Consider the following 19,144-nt stretch of genomic DNA (forward strand, 5'->3'; position numbering starts at 1 on the left):
TGAATCTGATCAAGGACAGAACGGATACCGATCACTCTTAATGGGAATATTGCCATGAAACTCTCCACTCTGGTGCTTGCCAGCCTGATGACCCTGACCTCCGCCGCAGCCTTTGCCGAAGGCGGTTCCGAGCGTTCGAAGGAGTTCTACAACAACTTCACGTTCATGCAGCAAAAGACTCACGGCACGGCTGAACAAACCGCGCAGGCTGACGGGAAGAACGTGAAGAAAGAGGCGGCCGGTCAATCCACCGCCGAGCAACAACCGAACACTTGATTCAACTGATTTAACCGCACTGCCCTTTACCATCCTGCTCCTATGGCTAAGGTGAACTTGGCGCCATTTAATTAATGGCGCCCTTTTTTTGCCTGTTGTTTATTAAAGCGATTTGCTCCAGAACAACATGCGTCCGTGGGCTGGATCAAATATCGAATCATCAAAACCGAACTTGCGATAGGCCGACTGAGCCACCGCATTGCCTTCCAGCACCTCCAGGGTGATTTTGCAGCAGCCGCGCTGACGGGCAATCTCCTCGACTTTCTGCAACATTTTCTGGCTGAGCCCCAGCCCCCGAAACGTATCCTTCACCACCACGTCGTGGACGTTGACCAGCGGACGGCAGGCAAATGTGGAAAATCCTTCAAAACAATTCACCAGCCCGGCCGGCTCTCCGTTCACAAACGCCAATACGCTGAACGCATGCGCACGCTTGGCCAATTCTGCTGGCAACTGCGCCAGCAAATCCGGGTCCAGGCTGTGCCCGCCCCCCATGGGATCCTTGGCGTAATGATTGAGTAACAGCGCAATGGCTTCGGCATGCACGGCATTGGTGTAGCTGGCTTGCAGCACCAGGATGTCAGGGGTGTCCATTTCCTTCCTCGATAACGGCAACAAGGGATTCGGTTCCCTCTAAGGGCATGATTGTAAGCGTGGAAGCACCGCCAACTGAAGGAGATTAACTACCAATAGGCGTTTGAAAACGCTGAAATCATGCCGCTAAAAAAGGCGGAACGGCCCATTCCAGGGGGTTCGTCGCACACGCCTCAGGAAAAACGCTGCAATTGCATTTCTTGCAGGCGGCTCAAAGTACGACGGAAGGGGAACTCCAGGTAACCCTCGGTATAGAGGCATTCGAGCGGGACCTGCGCCTCGATGAACAGCGGCACCTTACGGTCGTAGCACTCGTCCACCAGCGCGATAAACCGCCGCACGCTGTCATCGTGCACCGACAATTGGGGCAATTCGCGATCACCCGCCGCCACGCGCTGTGCGCCGTCTTCGGTGCCCCGGGCAATCCGGCCGGGGCGCTTTTGTGCGCTGAGGTTAGGCACTTCGCCCAGCAGGATCGCCTTGAAGCGATCGCAGATCAGCATGAAATCCATGGCTGCCAAGGGTTGCTCGCACAGATCCGCATAACGACACCACAGCACGGTATCACTGGATTGCACCGCGACAATGGAGCGATGCCCCACTGCGACAGGCCCACTGCGGACCGGCTGGCCTTCGGCCAATTGCTTGAACACACCGGCCAACGCGGAGGGCTGATTGACCCAATAGCGTTGGATACCGATACCCGGATGCAAACGGTGGTCCTCTCCCCCATCCACCGCAATCACTTGCATATGCTGTTGTATCGCCGCAATCCCCGGTAGGAACCGCTCGCGGTTGAAACCCTCGGCATACAGCTGGTCTGGCGGTTGGTTGGAGGTGCAGACCATCACCACGTCTTCCTCGAACATCACCTGAAACAAACGCCCCAGGATGATTGCGTCACCAATGTCATTGACGAATAGCTCGTCAAAGCACAGCACCCGCACGTCACGGCTCAATTCCCGAGCAAGCGCCTGCAAAGGATCCTGCGTGCCGGTCAGTTGAAACAGGCGTTGATGCACCCAGCCCATGAAGTGATGAAAATGCTGGCGGCGCGCAGGCACTTGCAGGCTTTGATAGAACTGATCCATCAGCCAGGTTTTGCCACGACCCACCGGCCCCCACAAATAGACGCCCATGCTGGGCGCACAACCTTGGTGCAAGGCTTCATGGCAGGCTTGCAAGGCTTCCACCGCGCGGCGCTGGGCGTCGTCGGCCACGAAGCCTTGTTGAGCGATGGCGTGTTGGTAGGCAGCGAGGGGCGAGTCGAAAGTCATGCTCGCCAGTATGACCTACAGGGAAATATCCAGCCGTGAAATCTTGCCCTGCTCGTTCAAGCGAAAGGTGTAGCGCAACTCCAAGGGGCTTCCGGGAAAATTGCCGGACACCACATTGCTGACCAGCACCTTACCCGTGCGGTGTTGCACCTTGAGCACTTCGACCCGCGGCTGGTAGCGGCGCGCGGTGTCTTCCATCCAGCGCGCGATGGCGGCGGTACCGACTTGATGCTGCCCCTCGTCGAACACATTGGCGTCATCGGCAAAACAGTGGGCGACAGCCGAAGTGTCACGGGCATTGGCGGCTTCGAGATAGGCCACGATGGCCGGTGCCAACTCAGGAATAGACATGGCACAGCTCCTTTCTTGGTGATTTATGACGCCATGCTAAGCCAGGGTTGTGTCAGTTTTTGTCAGGAGTGAATGGCCCGGATTCATTCTGCTCCATCAGCTTGCGCCAGCCGCGCAGCCAGTCACTGCGCCGCCCCGGATAACGCTCGCCATGGGCTTCGGCACTCGCCACGCGGTCGGTACGAAAGGTGCGATACGCGCCACGCAGCTCACACCAAGCGACGATCACCCGCACTTCATTCAGGAACCCCAGGGCCAGGGGCCAGATCAGGCGTTCGCTCTGGGTCTGGCTGGCGTCCGCGTACTCGATATGCAACTTGGCCTGGTTACGAATGGCCTCGCGAAACACGTTCAACGGCACACGGTTCTCCGGGTAACCGAAACCCGGCGGACCGGGCAGCAACGTAGGGTTGCGCAGGGCTTCCTGAGCGGCTGGGTCGAGCACGTCGGCGATTTTTGCCAGGGCGTTGGCGGCGGCGCGACTGAGCACGTCATCACCGCGCTGATCCACGTAGCGCAAGCCAAGCACAATGGCTTCGGTTTCCTCGGCGTTCAGCATCAAGGGCGGCAGAAACAACCCGCTGCGCAACACATACCCAACCCCGGCCTCGCCGAAAATCGGCGCACCTAATGCAGTCAGTTCGGCGATATCGCGGTAAAGCGTGCGCTCGGATACCTCCAACTGTGCTGCCAGCACGGCAGCAGTCACCGGGCGTTTCTTGCCCCGCAAGGCATGGAGCAACGTCAATAGACGAGTGGTACGCGACACGGGAAGCCCCGCCAAAAAAGGAAAAGTGCCGCAGCTTAGCAGAGCCCCCTGTCAGAAAACGTCAGCAGTAAAAAGGCCCTTGACCGAATAAATTATCGCGATCATATTAAATACATGTTTCTAAACATGTAAGAAAATCACTGCCTCAGGAGTCTTTGTATGCGCAATAAAGTCTTTGGCCGCCGCAGCGGCCTGCAGGTATCTGAACTGGCGTTGGGTACTGCCAATTTCGGCACAGGCTGGGGCCATGGTGCCGAGCGTGATGAGTCCAAACAGATTTTCGATGGTTACCTCCAAGCCGGTGGCAATTTCCTGGATACCGCCAACGGCTACCAGTTCGGCCAGTCGGAAAAGCTGCTGGGGGAATTCATCGCCTCCGAGCGCGACAACCTGGTGGTCGCCAGCAAATACACACTGCGCAGCCAACCGTCCGATGAAGGCACGATCCGGCTCGGCAACAACCGCAAGAATCTGGTCCGCTCAGTGGAAGAAAGCCTCAAGCGCTTGAACACCGACCGCATCGACCTGCTCTGGGCGCACATGAGCGACAACGTCACGCCCATGGAAGAGATCCTGCGCGGCCTCGATGACTTGGTTCGCGCTGGTAAGATCCACTACGCCGGCCTTTCCAACTTCCCCGCCTGGCGCATCGCCCGTGCCGACCTGCTGGCTGAAGTGCGCAACTTCGCGCCGATCATCGGCATCCAGGTGGAATACAGCCTGGTCGAGCGCACCGCCGACCGTGAACTGCTGCCGATGGCCGAAGCCCTGGGCCTGGCTGCCACACTGTGGTCGCCCCTCGGCGGTGGCTTTCTGACCGGCAAGTACCGCAACACCCAGGAGGACAACCGTGCCAACAAGCTCGGTATCCTGGTGCACGCCGAGCACAGCGCCCGCGAAACCGCCGTGCTGGACACTCTGCTGGCGGTCGCCGCCGAAGTGGACGCCTCCCCAACCCACGTTGCCATCGCTTGGCTACGGGAAAAGGCTCGCCGCTCCACCACCGCACTGATCCCGATCCTGGGTTCGCGTACACGCGCCCAACTGGACAGCACCTTAGGCGCATTGAATGTGCAGTTGTCAGCCGAGCAAGTCACCCGTCTCGACAATGCCAGCGCTATACCATTGGGTGTTCCGCACGGCATCATCGCCGAGCGTTTCCCCATCGATATCGGCCTGGACACCCCCCGCCCGCCGGTTATCTGAGGCGAAAAAAAACGGCCTGTCGAACAGGCCGTTTTTTATTCAGCGATCCCGCTTAAGCCAGGCTCTTGCTGACCACCTCGAACACATCGCTCGACAGCTCGCCCGACGCCCGAATGCGCTCCAGCTCCGCCTTCATCAGTGCCTGGCGCGCGCTGTCGTATTTGCGCCAGCGGGTCAACGGCGCCAATTGGCGCGAAGCGATCTGTGGGTTGAAGCCATTCAGCTCGATCACCAGATCCGCCAGGAAGCGATAGCCCGAACCGTCCGCCGCGTGGAAGTTGATCAAGTTCTGCCCGGCAAAGGCGCCAATCAACGCACGCACCTTGTTCGGGTTCTTCATCGTGAACGCCGGGTGTTCCATCAATGCCTTCACGCGCTCCAGCCCGCCCGGCAAGGTGCTGCCAGCCTGTACGCTGAACCACTGGTCCATGACCAGCGGGTTGTCCTTGAAGTTCTCGGCAAACACCGCCAGGGCCTTGGCCTTTTCGGCGTCGAACGGCGAATTCACCAGCACCGCCAGCGCGGTCAGGCGCTCGGTCATGTTGTCGGCGGTGTCGAACTGTTCGATGGTCGCCGCCAGCACTTCCGGCTTGCCACTGAGCATCAGGTACGAAAGCGCGATGTTCTGCAACGCGCGACGGGCAAAGTGCTCGGCCGCAGCCACATAAGGCGTCTGCTTGGACAGCTCGCGATTGGCCTGGTAGCGCAACCACAGTGCTTCGTGCAGATTCTCCGACAGTTGTTTGCGAGCAAACTCACGGGCAGCGTGGATGGCATCCACATCCGCAACCTCGCTGATTTCCGTAAGATAGGCTTCACCCGGCAACGACAGCATCTCCGCCACCATCGCCTGGTCCAGGCGTTCGTCGCTCAACACGCTGCGCAGCGCGGTGATCAAACGCTGATCCATGTGCAACGCCTGGCCCTGCTGATGCTGGGCGATGAGTTCCTGCAACACCTGCACCGACAACTGCTGACCGGCATCCCAGCGATTGAAACCATCGCTGTCGTGCTGCATCAGGAACATCAGTTGATCGCGGTTGTACGGGAAGCTCAATTTCACCGGTGCCGAGAAACCGCGCAGCAGCGAAGGCAGTGGCTGCTCAGGGATATCAATGAAGGTAAAGGTCTGCTCGGCTTCAGTCACCGAGATCACGCGGGACGTGGCACCAACAGCCGCTTCCCCGGCCAGGCGCAAGGCGATAGCGGCGCCCTTCCCGTCCAGCAAGCCCAGTTCCACCGGGATCACGAACGGCAGTTTTTCCACCTTGTCCGGAGTTTCCGGGCAGCTCTGGCGGAAGGTCAGGCTGTAGGTTTTCGCCGTCGCGTCGTAGGACTCGCTCACCGCCAGACGGGGCGTACCGGCCTGGCTGTACCAGCGCTTGAACTGCGTCAGATCAGCGCCGTTCGCGTCTTCCATGGCCTTGATGAAGTCATCACAGGTCACGGCCTGGCCGTCGTGGCGTTCGAAGTACAGGTCACTGCCTTTGCGGAAGCCTTCGGCACCGAGCAACGTGTGAATCATGCCCACGACTTCCGAGCCCTTTTCGTACACGGTCAGGGTGTAGAAGTTGGAAATCTCGATAAAGCTGTCCGGACGCACTGCGTGGGCCATCGGGCCGGCATCTTCGGCGAACTGGTGGGTACGCAGGTACGCCACGTCCTGGATGCGCTTGACCGTGGCCGAGTTCATGTCGGCGGAGAATTGCGAGTCACGGTAAACGGTGAAGCCTTCCTTGAGCGACAGCTGGAACCAGTCGCGGCAGGTCACGCGGTTGCCCGACCAGTTGTGGAAGTATTCGTGAGCGACGATCGCCTCAACCCGCTGGTGCGCGGCGTCGGTAGCGGTTTCGGCGCGGGCGAGCACGGCACTGGAGTTGAAGATGTTGAGGCCCTTGTTTTCCATGGCGCCCATGTTGAAGTCGTTCACCGCCACGATCATGAAGATGTCGAGGTCGTACTCTCGACCGTAGGTTTCTTCGTCCCAGCGCATGGATTTTTTCAGGCTGGTCATGGCGTGCTGGCACTTGTCGATGTTTTCCGGCTCGACGTAGATGCGCAGGGCGACCTCGCGGTTGGTCATGGTGGTGAAGGTGTCTTCGACACACCACAAGTCACCCGCCACCAGGGCAAACAGGTACGCCGGCTTCTTGAACGGGTCTTCCCAGGTCGCCCAGTGGCGACCGTCTTCACCGGGGCCGCTGGCAATCGGGTTGCCGTTGGACAGCAGGATCGGGTAGCGATGCTGCTCGGCGATCACCGTGGTGGTGAAGGTGCTCATCACGTCCGGGCGGTCGAGGTAATAGGTGATCTTGCGGAAGCCTTCAGCTTCGCACTGGGTGCAGAACATGCTGCCGGACTTGTACAGGCCTTCCAGGGCGGTGTTGGTTTCCGGGTGGATTTTTACCGTGGTATCCAGGGTAAAGGTCGCACTCTTGGGCTGTACCGTCAGGTGGCTGTCGGTCAGTTGGTAGTCCTCTGCCGTCAATTCCTGATCGGCAAGGTTCACGCTCAGCAGCTCCAGTTGCTGGCCGTCCAGCACCAATGGCGGCAAGCCGGCGCCGCGCTCAGGGTTGCGGCGCATCACCAGTTGCGCGTGGACCAGGCTGTGGTCCTCGAACAACTCGAAGGTCAGGTGCGTTTCTTCGATCAGGTAGTCCGGCGCCTGATAGTCCTTCAGGTAGATCATCTTCGGTTGTTCGGTGCGCATGGGTGGCATCCTTCTACTGATGCACGGCGAGCTGGTAGGCCGTGTACTTACGAATGTTGATAACGCCGGTGTCGAAGATCAGGTATTGGCCTTTGATCCCCAGCAGCGTGCCTTCGGCAATCGGGTTCTTGTCCAGGTTGAAGCTGACGATCTTGGCCGGATACTGCTCGACCGGGTAGCGGATTTCGATCGGTTCGATGTCGGTTACCGGTTGGATGGCCTGCAGGCCAAAGCGTTCCTGCAAACCGAGCAAGCCTTCGGCGCAGGAGGCGAACAGCTCATCGCGCACCTGCTTGAGGTCGACAGCTTGGGCGTCGCCTTTGAGCAGCGCGCGCCAGTTGGTTTTATCGGCTACCTGACTGCGGAACAGGTCTTCGACGAAACCAGACTGCTGGCGGGTCGCCACGCGCATGATCGGCAGCGCCTGACTCGCGCCCTGGTCCAGCCAGCGCGTCGGCAACTGGGTGGCGCGGGTGATGCCGACCTTGATCCCCGACGAATTCGCCAGGTACACCACGTGATCGGTCATACAGAATTTTTCACCCCAGCCCGGATCGCGGCAGGTACCGGCGTCGTAATGGCAACGCTCGGGGCTCATGATGCACAGGTCACACTGGGCCAGCTTGGTCATGCACGGGTAGCAGTAACCCTGGCTGAAGCTGGTCTTGGTCTTGCGGCCGCAATGGCTGCAATGGATGGCACCGAGGTATTCCAGGCGTACGTGTGTACCAATCAACGGGTTGACCGGCACCTCGACATCGCCCAGTCGAAACGCGTATTGAACGGTCGGCTCACCGAGTTGCGCCGACATCTTGCTGACTGCACCGCGACCAATTTCAATCAATGGATCGCATCCGACTTGAACAGGATATTCGGTACTGGCGCGGACTTGGAGGCGCATTCCTGCGGGCCCATGTAACCGGTGCGCTGGTCTTCCGGCAGGTTCTGGATTTCCCAGGCGATCACCGCTTGCAGGGACAGCTCGCGCTGTTCGGCAGTGAGCTTGCGGCCATCGGACCACTTGCCGATTTCCACGGCGAGCTTGAGGCTCTCGTAGATGTCCGGGGTGATGTTTTCGATCATTTCAGCAAAAGAGGACATAAGGCTCTTCCTTATCAAAGAGAGGCTTTGCGGCGGCTGTACAGCCCACCCAGCAAACCCGTCAGGCAACCGATAACCAGGCCGCCGACATGGGCAGCATTGGCGATTTCGCCGAAACCGATCATCGAGACCAGCCCCGACAAGCAGAGCAGCAGCCACACCAGCATCATCACCAGCACCCCACGGGGCAGGCGATAGGCCGGATTAGGCGACAGTAATTGAAAAATCCAGCAATGCCCGAGCAGGCCGTACAGCACACCGGACAACCCACCGAACAGGCCAGGGCCGCCAAAAACGTATTGAGCGTAGTTCGACACCAGGCTGAACAACAGCGTCAGGCCCAGCAAGTTGATGCTGCCCTGGCGCGCTTCGATGCGCCGGCCCAGTTCCCAGTACCACATGCCGTTCATGGCCAGGTGCAGGATACCGAAGTGGATCAGCATCGGCGTCACCAGGCGCCACCACTGCCCCGCCGCCAGGCTGTCGGCCAGCGGTGTGAACTGGATGTATTCGCCGACGATGCGGAACTGCAGGAACGTCAGCCAACTCATGGCTTGCAGGTTTTCACCGAGCAAGGTCACGGCGCCCACAACGATACTTGCCAACAGCACCAACGCGGTTAACGGGCTGTGCCGCAGTTGCTGGAGAAACCCAGGGCGCTTGATCGGCGCCTGCTCGGGAATATCCAGTTGCTGGTCCGGGTCACCCGCAGGAAAGCGTTGATACAGCACACGCACGTCGTCGCTGATGGTTTCCGGCACCCACAACACCTGCTCACCCGCCTCTTCGCTGACACGATGGGGCACTTGCATGCGTTGCAGCAACTGGACAAAGCCGCCCAGGTCGACGCTCAAGGGCAGGCGTAATACCGCCACAGCACTCATTTGATAACCTCGGGGCGCTCTACGTCGACCCATACGAATTTACTCGGATCCAGGCGGGTTTCCTGATCCAGGCGATAAGCCACCAGCTTGCCGTACAGCACGGCGCTGTAGTCCAGGCACGCCAGGTTCTCGCGGATCGGCGCCGGTTTGCCGCTGCGCCAGTAATGGCCGACGAACAACAAAGGTTCGTCGACGCCGTAGCGCAGCAGGGAATTCTTTTCGGTGGAAGACAAGGGCGTACGCGCCACTGGCTCCGGCAAGGCGTCGGGCTGGAACACGATGTCGCCGTAGGTCTTGGGATCGTCCTCCCAGAACTTGGTGCGGAAGAACGAGCGCGTCAGGCCATCGCCACCGGTCAGCGTGAGGCCATCCGGCAGGCGCATATCAGTGCCGCGCAACAGTCGGTCGAAGGCGTTGCAGGCAAAACTGCCCGGCACGGCGGCGGCCTGCAGGAAATGCTGGTCGATGCAGCCGTCCGGGAAAGTGGCGCGCAGCGGATCGATAAAGCCGTCATCCCAGCAGGCATGCACTACGCGAAAGCGCCCGGCATCGACAAACAGCGGCATGTCATAGAACCAGCCGAGGAAGTCGTGCCAGTCGGCCGGGTGGTGTTCGAATTGCGCCAGGGTCTCGTGGATCAACCGCGCATGCCGTGGGTTGTGCTCGCGCACAAACTGTTTGCCACTGCCCGGCGGCGCGGGCGTGGTCCAGCCCAGTGCGTTGAACTCATGGTTACCCATGATGCACAGCGCCTGGCCGGCTTCGGTCATGTCGTGGACGATGTGCAACGCCTCGCGGATGCGTGGGCCACGGTCGATGATATCGCCGAGGAACACCGCCATGCGCGATGGATGCCGCCAAACACCGCCGATCTTGTGATAGCCCAACTGGTCGAGCAAGTGCTCAAGGGTATGAGCGCAACCGTGCACGTCACCAATCAGGTCGTAGCTACGCGCGGGATCGAGCATCAGTCGCCTCCACCCCCCAAGCGGCTGCCCCAGCCCAGCTTGGTGCGGCACACTTCGTAGTAGTTGTGGTCCAGCGGGTGGATCAACCGCAACTTCTGTGCCTTTTTGCTCACGGTGATGGTGTCACCGGGGGCGCAGGTGAAATGGTTCTGCCCGTCACACGACACCTGCGGGTAGATTTGCATGTCTTTGGACACCACGATTTTCAGCTCACTGTTGCCGTCGACCACAATCGGCCTGCTCGACAACATATGGGGGTACATCGGCACGATCACAATGGCATCCAGCTTGGGATGCATGATCGGGCCACCCGCCGACAACGCATAGGCGGTGGAGCCGGTGGGCGTGGCTACAATCAGGCCGTCAGCCTTCTGGCTGCACACGAACTGGCCGTCTATATAGAGTTCGAACTCGATCATCCGCGTGGACTTGCCAGGGTGCAGCACCACGTCATTAAGGGCGTCACCCTGTCCGATGGCTTCGCCGTGGCGGCGCACTTCGGCTTGCAGCAGGAAGCGGTTCTCCACCAGGTAATGGCCGTCGAGCACCTTGGCCACTTCGACTTCCAGCTCATCCGGGCGGATATCGGTGAGAAAACCCAGGCTGCCACGGTTGATCCCCAGCACCGGCACGTTATGCCGTGCCAAGGCTCGAGCTGCGCCGAGCAGGCTGCCGTCGCCGCCGACCACAATCACCATGTCACACACTTCACCGAGCATCTTGCGTGATGAGGTCTGCAGGCCGTGGCCAGGAAGGATTTCGGCGATGGTGTCTTCGAGGATCACATGCAGGTGGCGGTCCAGCAGGAATTTTTTCAGCCGGCGGACGGTGTCCAACACCTGGGTACTGCCCAGGCGACCGATAATGCCGATATTGCGAAATTGCTCCATGGGGCTCCTGCGGGATGTGGGGTGTGGCAAAAAGAAGGATTATGGGCGAAAGGCCGCCCCAGGCAAAATCCTTTGTCGCCGTGAAGCCTTGATGACAATGGTTCTCAGCCACCTGCCCGGCACTTAAAAGGCTATGCTCGGACCATGACTGTGTTCCCGGATCTGCACAACCTGCCCCGCCAGCTGCGCCACCCCGAAGTGCGCGATCTCGCGTGGGTGATGCTCGCCCCGCCGATGCTCGCGCAAACGCCGTGGCCGCAACGCCATCCGCTGACCGGCAGCGATTGGGTGCAAGCGCCTCATCTGCTGGAGCACTGGCTGCGCCAGCTCGATCAGGACAGCAGCGCCTTGCAGCAGTGGCTGAACCAGTCACGCACCCGGCGCCTGGGCCTGTATTACGAGCGCCTGTGGCAGTTCGCCGTACAGCATGCGCCGGGCGTGGAACTGTTGGCGGCCAATCTGCCAATCCGCCGCGCCGGGCATACCCTCGGCGAGCTGGACATGCTGCTGTGCGACCGTGACGGCGTGCATCATCTGGAACTGGCGATCAAACTCTATCTCGGCCCGCAGGACGGCAATGGCCAGGACACGGATCAATGGTTGGGGCCGGGCTGCCACGACCGGCTGGACCGCAAGCTGGCGCATCTGGCCCAGCATCAACTGCCGATTTCTAAGCGGGCGGAAAGCCGAGAGGCGCTGGCGGCGCTGGATATCCAGCATTTCGATGCGCATTTGTGGCTGGGCGGCTATCTGTTGTACCCCTGGCCTGGCGAGGCCCAAGCCCCCATTGGTGCCCATCCACAGCATTTACGTGGGCGCTGGTTGCATCAGCGTGATTGGCCAGCGTTTGTCAGCCAAAGTCCGCCCGGTCGCTGGCAGCCCCTACCCAGGCATGCGTGGTTGGCGCCGGCGCATTACCCGGCGGATGAAGTCTGGAGTGAAGAACAGATGAGAGGCTGGCTGGCGGAGCTGGACCCGATGGCACCGGCGCAGTTGTTGGTGCGCATGGTTCAAGTCGATCAGGATTGGGAGGAAGCCGAGCGGCTGTTCCTGGTGGCGGATCTTTGGCCCAACGTGCCGGGCAATAGCTAATCGTCAATATGCCGATAGTCCAGCTGCAACCCAACCGCCAACTCCTGCGCCCTACCTATCCTGATCGGCCCGCGCTCGATATCCACCAACAGCCCCGGACACTCCAGCAGCGGCAACCCGGCGATGTCCTTGAGTCGCCCGTCAGTGATGACCAGTAACTGCTGTCGCTCAGCCGGATAACGCTTGCGTCGCAGCGTCAACCACGCCCCGGCCTCGGTCAACGCCGCGAGCAACGGCGTACCACCGCCCGCGCCCAATTGATCCAGCCAATCCGCCAAGCCCTTCGCCGCCTTCAACCCCTGGACCTGCCATTTGGGCGAGTGCCCGCTGGCCGTCAACAACGCCATCCGCGCCCGCTGGCGGTAGGCGTCATCAAACAATTGCGCCAACAAACCCTTGGCATCGGTGAGCGCACGGTGCCGCCGGGTGGACGCCGACGCATCGACAATCACCAGCCACAGCTCATGGGCCGAACGGCTGCGCAGGTGATAGAGCAGATCTTCACGGGTTTGCGGGCGACCACCGAGCAAGGTGCCCGGCCAATTGATCGAGCCTTGTTTCGCGCTGCGCGCCTTACCGTACCTGCCGCTGTCCAGTCGCCCTGCCTTGGGGCGGGCATCCGCCCCCGTGTCAGGTCGGGGGCGAATGCCTAGGGCTTTTTTGGCCAGGTGGGGACTTCCCGGCGCGCCCCCGTGGGCAGGGCCGGAGCGGGCATGTCGCCCCACTGGCCTTGGCCTGGCGAAGCGTCGGAAGATGTGGGCGACTGCCCTTCGCTTGGCGGGTTGGACGATGGGGCCTGTTCCTGGCGACGATGGCGCAGGGCAAACTCGGCCACCGCTTCGATATCTTCCTCGGCGATCGCACTGGCGCCACGCCAGGCGGCATGGGCCCGAGCGCCGCGCAACCACACCAAGTCCGCACGCAAACCGTCGACGCCCGCCGCGAAGCACCGTTCGCTGATCGTTGCCAGCGCCTCGTCGTCCAGCGCGATAGTGTCCAGCTGTGCCCGCGCCTGAGTGCAGCGTTCGCGCAAGGCCGCCTGCGACGCTTCCCATTGCGCGCAGAACGCCGCCGGGTCGCTGTCGAAATCCAGGCGCCGACGAATAATCTGCCCACGCTCGGCCGGCAAGGTCTGCCCGCTCAACGCCACGTTGAAACCGAAACGGTCGAGCAGTTGCGGACGCAACTCACCCTCCTCCGGGTTCATGGTGCCGATCAGCACGAACCGCGCGGAATGGCGATGGGAAATGCCGTCGCGCTCGATCAGATTGGTGCCGCTGGCGGCCACGTCCAGCAGCAAATCCACCAAATGATCGGGCAGCAGGTTGACTTCATCGACATACAGCACGCCGCCATCCGCCTTGGCCAATACGCCGGGCGAAAACTGCGCCCGGCCCTCGCCCAATGCAGCATCCAGGTCCAGCGTGCCGACAAGGCGCTCTTCAGTCGCGCCCAGGGGCAAAGTCACGAATTGACCACTGGCCAGCAGGTCCGCCAAACCACGCGCCAAGGTCGACTTGGCCATGCCGCGCGGGCCTTCGATCAGCACACCGCCGATCTTCGGGTCGATGGCGGTCAGGCACAGCGCCAGTTTCAGCTCATCGGCGCCGACTACGGCGGACAGCGGGAAATGGGGAATATCGGTCATACGATTCCTCTTCAAATTCTGCGACACAAGCAACCTCACTGTAGTGAGCGGGCTTGCCCCGCGCTGGGCTGCGTAGCAGCCCCAATAAAGCTAAACGGATTCTTCCTGGCAAAATGCGGTGTCCGGTTTTGGGGCCGCTTCGCAGCCCAGCGCGGGGCAAGCCCGCTCACCACAACAAGCTTGCCTTCAGCCATCCTCTTCGATATCCAGCAACAGGTTTTCCAACGCCTCGCGGTACGCCCCCGGTTCCTGCCACATGCCACGCTGCTGCGCTTCGAGCATGCGCTCAGTCATGTCACGCAGCGCATCGGGGTTGTGTTGCTGCACAAAGGCGCGGGTGTCGGGGTCGAGCAAATAAGCGTCGGCCAACAGGGCATATTGGTGATCGTCAATCAGCGCCGTGGTGGCGTCGAAGGCGAACAGGTTGTCCACGGTCGCCGCCATCTCGAAGGCACCTTTATAGCCATGGCGCTTCACGCCTTCGATCCACTTGGGGTTGGCGGCGCGGGAACGGATCACCCGGTTCAGCTCTTCCTTCAGGGTGCGGATCTTCGGCAGGTCGGGCTGGCTGTGGTCACCATGATAGCTGGCCGCCTTGTCGCCGCTCAGGGTTTCCACGGCGGCGAGCATGCCGCCGTGGAATTGGTAGTAATCGTTGGAGTCAAGCAAGTCGTGCTCGCGGTTGTCCTGGTTCTGCAACACCGCCTGCACCTGGCTCAAACGCTGGGCAAACTGCGCGCGGGCGGCGGTGCCTTCGTCGGAACCGCCATAGGCGTAGCCGCCCCAATTCAAGTAAACCTCGGCCAGGTCTTCACGACTTTGCCACAGGCGACCGTCAACCGCGCCCTGCACGCCCGCGCCATAGGCGCCGGGCTTGGCGCCGAAGATGCGCCAACCGGCTTGTTTCGCCGCCGCCTCTTCGTCCAGGCCCGACGTGAGCAGCGCCTCACGCTCACTACGCACCTTGGCGGCCAGCGGGTTCATGTCGTCCGGCTCATCCAGCGCCGCCACGGCCTGCACCGCGGCGTCGAACAGGCGGATCAAATTGGCGAAGGCATCGCGGAAAAAGCCCGACACACGCAAGGTCACGTCTACGCGCGGGCGATCCAACAGGCTGATCGGCAGGATCTCGAAATCATCCACTCGCTGGCTGCCGGTCGCCCACACCGGGCGCACGCCCATCAGTGCCATGGCCTGGGCGATATCGTCGCCGCCGGTGCGCATGGTGGCAGTGCCCCACACCGACAGGCCGAGCTGGCGCAGGTGGTCGCCGTGGTCCTGTAAATGCCGCTCAAGAATCAGGTTGGCGGATTGGAAGCCGATGCGCCAGGCCGTGGTGGTCGGCAGGTTGCGCACGTCGACGGTGAAGAAGTTGCGCCCCGTTGGCAACACATCCAAACGCCCGCGACTCGGTGCACCACTCGGACCCGCCGGTACAAACCGGCCGCTGAGGGCATCCAGCAATCCGCGCATTTCCGCGGGACCACAGGCGTCAAGGCGCGGCGCCACCACGATGCGCAGGCTTTCGATAACCGCCTTCACCTCTTCCCAGCCGGGCTCTTCCAACTGTTCAAGCGGGCCTTCGAGCGCCTGCTCGATCAGCCGTGCGGCATACAGCTCCAGGCGTTCGCGGGTATCGCCAGCGGTGCGCCACAATTGCGCGTCGATCTTCTGCAATACCAGAGGTCGACGCCCCGTCCAAGGTTTGGCCAGGGCACAGTCCAACGGATCGAAGCCCAAGTCGAAAGCCTTGGCCAACACGCGCAACAGGCTCGATTGCGGGCCACGCCCATCGCCACGCGGGATACGCAACAAGGCCAGCAACGTGTCGATACGCAAGCGGCCTGCGGGCGACTCACCAAAGATGTGCAGGCCATCGCGGATCTGCGACTCCTTCAAGTCGCACAGGTAAGTGTCCAGGCGCGGCAACCACACGGCAGCGTCGGCGTCGCTCTCCAGCTCAAGTTCTTGGTCGATGCGGGTTTCGCGCACCAGTTTGAGGATGTCTTTCTGCAACTCCAGGGCGCGGCGCGGATCGAGCAGTTGCGCTTCGTAATACTCGTCCGCCAGCAGCTCAAGGTTACGCAGCGGGCCGTAGGTTTCAGCACGGGTCAGCGGCGGCATCAGGTGGTCGATGATCACCGCCTGAGTACGTCGCTTGGCCTGGGCGCCCTCGCCCGGATCGTTGACGATAAACGGGTAGATATTCGGCAGCGGCCCCAACAGCGCATCGGGCCAGCAGCTTTCCGACAGGCCGACACCCTTGCCCGGCAACCATTCAAGGTTGCCGTGCTTGCCCACATGAATCACGCCATGGGCGCCATAGGTGTGGCGCAGCCAGAAATAGAACGCCAGGTAGCCGTGGGGCGGCACCAGGTCCGGATCATGGTAAACCGCGCTGGCGTCCACCTGATAACCCCGCGCCGGTTGGATACCGACAAAGGTCAGGCCCAGGCGCAGGCCGGCGATCATCATGCGGCCATCGCGGAACATCGGATCGTTATGGGGCGTGCCCCAGCGCTCCAGCACCGCCTGGCGATTGGCCTCGGGCAAGCGGCTGAACATCGCCTCGTAGTCATCCAGGCCAAGGCTTTGATGACAGGGGCGAAGGTCGAGGCTGTCCAGGTCGTTAGTGACGCCGCCGAGCAAATCGTGGATCAGTGCCGTGCCGCTTTCCGGCAGTGCATCCGGCACCGGATAGCCTTCGACGTGCAACGCACGCAGGATATTCAGCGCCGCCGCCGGCGTATCCAGGCCGACACCATTGCCGATACGCCCATCGCGGGTCGGGTAGTTGGCAAGGATCAGCGCAATGCGTTTGTCGGCATTCGGCACCCGCGCCAACTCGACCCAGTGTCGCGCCAGTTCTGCGACAAAATCCATGCGTTCCGGCGCCGCTCGATAGCACACCACATCCGACTGGCTGCGCTCGCTGCGCCAGGCCAGGTCCTTGAAGCTGATCGGCCGGCTGATGATGCGTCCGTCCAACTCTGGCAGGGCAATGTGCATCGCCAGGTCCCGGGGGCCGAGGCCTTGCTCGCTGGCTTCCCAGCCGGGCTGGTTGTCCTGGGCACAGATCGCCTGGATCACCGGGATACTGCGGCGAAACGGGCGCAAATGCGGCGCTTCCGGGCTGGATTGGGCGAAGCCGGTGGTGTTGAGGATCACCGCCGCGCCCACCTCGTCCAGCAGGTCCTCGACCACCGCCAGGCAGCCGGGCTCTTTTAAACTGGCCACCGCCATCGGCAACGGATTGAGACCCGCCGCTTGCAAGCGCTGGCAGAACACATCGATAAAACCGGTATTGGCCGCCTGCAAATGGGAGCGGTAGAACAGCACCGCCGCCACCGGCCACTCGGCATTCCAGTCGGCCTGCCAATCATTTAGGCGGGCGTTAGCGTGGCGCGGATGATAAATCGCCGTGCGCGGCAGGGTTTGCGGCTCGGCCCAGGCGTAGTCACGGCTCAGGTAGGCAGTGGCCAGGCAGCGATAAAAATCCAGCGCATTGCCCAGGCCGCCCTGGCGCAGGAAGTGCCAGAGGCGATCCCGCGCTTCGGCGCCGACGGTGCTCAACCCGCTGAGTTCCGGGTCCGGGCGATCATCCCCCGGCACCAGGATCAGCTGCACGCCCCTTTCGGCCAACTCCACCAGACGCTCGATGCCGTAACGCCAATAACCGATACCGCCATGCAGCGAGATCAGGATGACCTTGGCGTGGCGCAGCACTTCATCGACGTACAGGTCGACCGAGGCGTGGTTCTGCACCTGCATCGGGTTGGCCAGCCGAAAGCTGGGGTAATCGTCGGGTAACTGCTGCGCCGCTTCGGCCAGCAGCGCCAGGCTGGAATCGCCGCTGCACAGGATCACCAGGTCAGCGGGGGTTTGGCCAAGGTCGGCAATATTGTCGTCCGAGACGAAACCACCGGGCTGGGTCCTGAGCAGGTGCATGGGTTAAACGCTGAGGGCGGCGCGCAGTTGCGCTTCAAGGCCGGCCGCGTCGAGGTCCTGACCGATCAGCACCAGGCGCGTAATACGCGGCTCGTCAGCGCTCCAGGCACGGTCGAAGTGCTTGTCGAAACGCGTGCCCACGCCCTGGATCAGCAGACGCATCGGCTTGTTCGGGATTGCGGCGAAGCCTTTTACACGCAGGATGCCGTGTTGCACCACCAACTGGGTCAGGGCGTCGAGCAGCAGCGCTTCGTCGGCTTGCGGCAGGTCGATGGAGATGGAATCGAAGGCGTCGTGATCGTGATCGTCTTCACCTTCGTGGTGATGATCGTGATGACTGTGGCGGCCGTCGATGTGCTCTTCGGAGCCGGCACCCAGGCCGATCAGCACGTCCAGCGGCAGGCGACCGCTGCTGGCCTCGATGATCTTCACCGCGGGTGGCAGTTCTTCAGCGACTTCAAGGCGCACGCGGGCCAGGTCTTCAGGGCTGATCAGGTCGGTCTTGTTGAGGATTACCAGGTCAGCGCTGGCCAGTTGGTCGGCGAACAGCTCGTGCAGGGGTGATTCGTGGTCCAGGTTCGGGTCGAGCTTGCGCTGGGCATCCACTTGGTCCGGGAAGGCGGCGAAGGTGCCGGCGGCCACAGCCGGGCTGTCGACCACGGTGATCACCGCGTCAACGGTGCAGGCGCTGCGGATTTCCGGCCATTGGAAGGCTTGGACCAGCGGTTTTGGCAGGGCCAGGCCGGAGGTTTCGATGAGAATGTGGTCGAGGTCGCCGCGGCGGGCCACCAATTCGCGCATCACCGGGAAGAACTCTTCCTGCACGGTGCAGCACAGGCAGCCGTTGGCCAGCTCGTAGACGCGGCCGTTGGCTTCTTCTTCGGTACAGCCGATGGAGCACTGCTTGAGGATTTCACCGTCGATACCCAGCTCGCCGAATTCGTTGACGATCACGGCAATGCGACGGCCCTGGGCGTTGTCGAGCATGTGGCGCAGCAAGGTGGTTTTGCCCGAGCCGAGGAAGCCGGTGACGATGGTGACGGGGAGTTTGGCCAGTGTTTTCATCGGATGCCCTTGGGGGCGGGCATACGGGACGATAGGCCCTGCGACGGTGCGCAGCAGCGGATTTCGTCACCGGATCACCCCGCCCGGTTGAAGTAGAAAATCGATTGCGAGGCAGGTCTCCTGGCTTGGGGCTTGCGGGTCTTGCGACCGGCGCTGGCTGCGCCTTCCCGCCTTTCGGCAGTGGCGTGGCAGTCAGCTGAACCCTTTACAGTTGCGGGGGCAGCCGCGGCTTGGACCGCGTTCCCTTCTTAGCTTCGGCGTGGGCCGAAGAACCTCGAGGGTGCAAGGCTACGCAGTGCTTGGGGGATGGTCAATGATGGGGTTTGGGTTGGGTACATATCCGTTTCTGCGGTAACGGCTGAAAT

17 protein-coding genes and 1 riboswitch are annotated in these 19,144 nt (G+C 61.8%); of the genes, 3 read left to right on the forward strand and 14 right to left on the reverse strand.

Annotated elements, in window-relative coordinates; translation table 11 throughout:
- The first annotated feature begins 54 nt into the window (after positions 1–54).
- Positions 55–276 (forward strand): hypothetical protein, encoded by a 222-nt coding sequence (locus tag WH299_RS22275; RefSeq protein WP_095015915.1) that lies wholly within the window; start codon positions 55–57, stop codon positions 274–276.
- 102 nt (positions 277–378) lie between these two features.
- On the opposite strand, the gene WH299_RS22280 is transcribed toward WH299_RS22275, so the two are convergent.
- From WH299_RS22280 to WH299_RS22295, 4 genes are all read right to left on the reverse strand, one after another.
- A complete protein-coding gene (locus tag WH299_RS22280; protein WP_122726129.1) occupies positions 379–870 on the reverse strand; it encodes a GNAT family N-acetyltransferase in 492 nt (163 codons plus the stop codon).
- Positions 871–1,043: 173 nt separating this feature from the next.
- Entirely contained in the window at positions 1,044–2,147 is a 1,104-nt protein-coding gene (zapE, locus tag WH299_RS22285; protein ID WP_339551315.1) for a cell division protein ZapE, read from the reverse strand.
- 15 nt (positions 2,148–2,162) lie between these two features.
- Entirely contained in the window at positions 2,163–2,498 is a 336-nt protein-coding gene (locus tag WH299_RS22290) for a nuclear transport factor 2 family protein (RefSeq protein ID WP_016979423.1), read from the reverse strand.
- 52 nt (positions 2,499–2,550) lie between these two features.
- Positions 2,551–3,267, reverse strand: a complete 717-nt coding sequence (locus WH299_RS22295; RefSeq protein ID WP_339551317.1) for a helix-turn-helix transcriptional regulator — start codon at positions 3,265–3,267, stop codon at positions 2,551–2,553.
- Positions 3,268–3,426: 159 nt separating this feature from the next.
- Here WH299_RS22295 and WH299_RS22300 point away from each other — a divergent pair, with 159 nt between their 5' ends.
- Positions 3,427–4,473, forward strand: coding sequence for an aldo/keto reductase (locus tag WH299_RS22300; protein WP_123477091.1), 1,047 nt, complete (start codon positions 3,427–3,429; stop codon positions 4,471–4,473).
- 52 nt (positions 4,474–4,525) lie between these two features.
- On the opposite strand, the gene pepN is transcribed toward WH299_RS22300, so the two are convergent.
- The 6 genes from pepN to WH299_RS22330 are packed head-to-tail and all read right to left on the reverse strand — an operon-like array spanning position 4,526 to position 11,026.
- Complete coding sequence (gene pepN / locus WH299_RS22305; RefSeq protein ID WP_123477089.1) at positions 4,526–7,183, reverse strand: aminopeptidase N; 2,658 nt, start codon at positions 7,181–7,183, stop codon at positions 4,526–4,528.
- Positions 7,184–7,196: 13 nt separating this feature from the next.
- Positions 7,197–8,027 carry a DUF2797 domain-containing protein gene (locus WH299_RS22310; protein ID WP_016979427.1) on the reverse strand — a complete coding sequence of 277 codons (831 nt, stop codon included), beginning with the start codon at positions 8,025–8,027 and terminating at the stop codon, positions 7,197–7,199.
- On the reverse strand, positions 8,024–8,284 hold the full coding sequence (locus WH299_RS22315) for a YeaC family protein (protein ID WP_016972751.1): 261 nt from the start codon (positions 8,282–8,284) through the stop codon (positions 8,024–8,026). The genes WH299_RS22310 and WH299_RS22315 overlap by 4 nt, the downstream gene beginning before the upstream one ends.
- A 14-nt stretch (positions 8,285–8,298) precedes the next feature.
- Positions 8,299–9,168: a rhomboid family intramembrane serine protease gene (locus tag WH299_RS22320; protein ID WP_122726116.1), complete on the reverse strand. Its 870-nt coding sequence runs from the start codon at positions 9,166–9,168 to the stop codon at positions 8,299–8,301.
- Positions 9,165–10,139 (reverse strand): metallophosphoesterase, encoded by a 975-nt coding sequence (locus WH299_RS22325; protein ID WP_370468651.1) that lies wholly within the window; start codon positions 10,137–10,139, stop codon positions 9,165–9,167. The genes WH299_RS22320 and WH299_RS22325 overlap by 4 nt, the downstream gene beginning before the upstream one ends.
- Positions 10,136–11,026 carry an NAD(+) kinase gene (locus WH299_RS22330; RefSeq protein WP_038845279.1) on the reverse strand — a complete coding sequence of 297 codons (891 nt, stop codon included), beginning with the start codon at positions 11,024–11,026 and terminating at the stop codon, positions 10,136–10,138. Before WH299_RS22330 ends, WH299_RS22325 begins: the two co-directional genes overlap by 4 nt.
- A 144-nt stretch (positions 11,027–11,170) precedes the next feature.
- Between WH299_RS22330 and WH299_RS22335 the strand changes: the two genes are divergently transcribed.
- Entirely contained in the window at positions 11,171–12,118 is a 948-nt protein-coding gene (locus WH299_RS22335; protein ID WP_323624050.1) for a DUF1853 family protein, read from the forward strand.
- Here WH299_RS22335 and WH299_RS22340 read toward each other — a convergent pair.
- The 4 genes from WH299_RS22340 to cobW form a co-directional block, all read right to left on the reverse strand.
- The gene (locus tag WH299_RS22340; protein WP_323624167.1) at positions 12,115–12,714 is read right to left on the reverse strand and encodes a vWA domain-containing protein; all 600 of its coding nucleotides are present in this window, start codon (positions 12,712–12,714) and stop codon (positions 12,115–12,117) included. The genes WH299_RS22335 and WH299_RS22340 overlap by 4 nt on opposite strands.
- Before the next feature lie 53 nt (positions 12,715–12,767).
- Positions 12,768–13,766 carry an ATP-binding protein gene (locus WH299_RS22345; RefSeq protein ID WP_339551319.1) on the reverse strand — a complete coding sequence of 333 codons (999 nt, stop codon included), beginning with the start codon at positions 13,764–13,766 and terminating at the stop codon, positions 12,768–12,770.
- 186 nt (positions 13,767–13,952) lie between these two features.
- A complete protein-coding gene (cobN, locus tag WH299_RS22350; RefSeq protein WP_339551320.1) occupies positions 13,953–17,714 on the reverse strand; it encodes a cobaltochelatase subunit CobN in 3,762 nt (1,253 codons plus the stop codon).
- A 3-nt stretch (positions 17,715–17,717) separates the two neighbouring features.
- Entirely contained in the window at positions 17,718–18,779 is a 1,062-nt protein-coding gene (cobW, locus tag WH299_RS22355; protein WP_028615878.1) for a cobalamin biosynthesis protein CobW, read from the reverse strand.
- Between the two features lie 93 nt (positions 18,780–18,872).
- Positions 18,873–19,071, reverse strand: a riboswitch (cobalamin riboswitch).
- Positions 19,072–19,144: the final 73 nt, after the last annotated feature.

It is taken from the genome of Pseudomonas sp. MYb541, from assembly GCF_037479595.1.
GTDB classification, from domain to species: Bacteria; Pseudomonadota; Gammaproteobacteria; order Pseudomonadales; family Pseudomonadaceae; genus Aquipseudomonas; species Aquipseudomonas canadensis.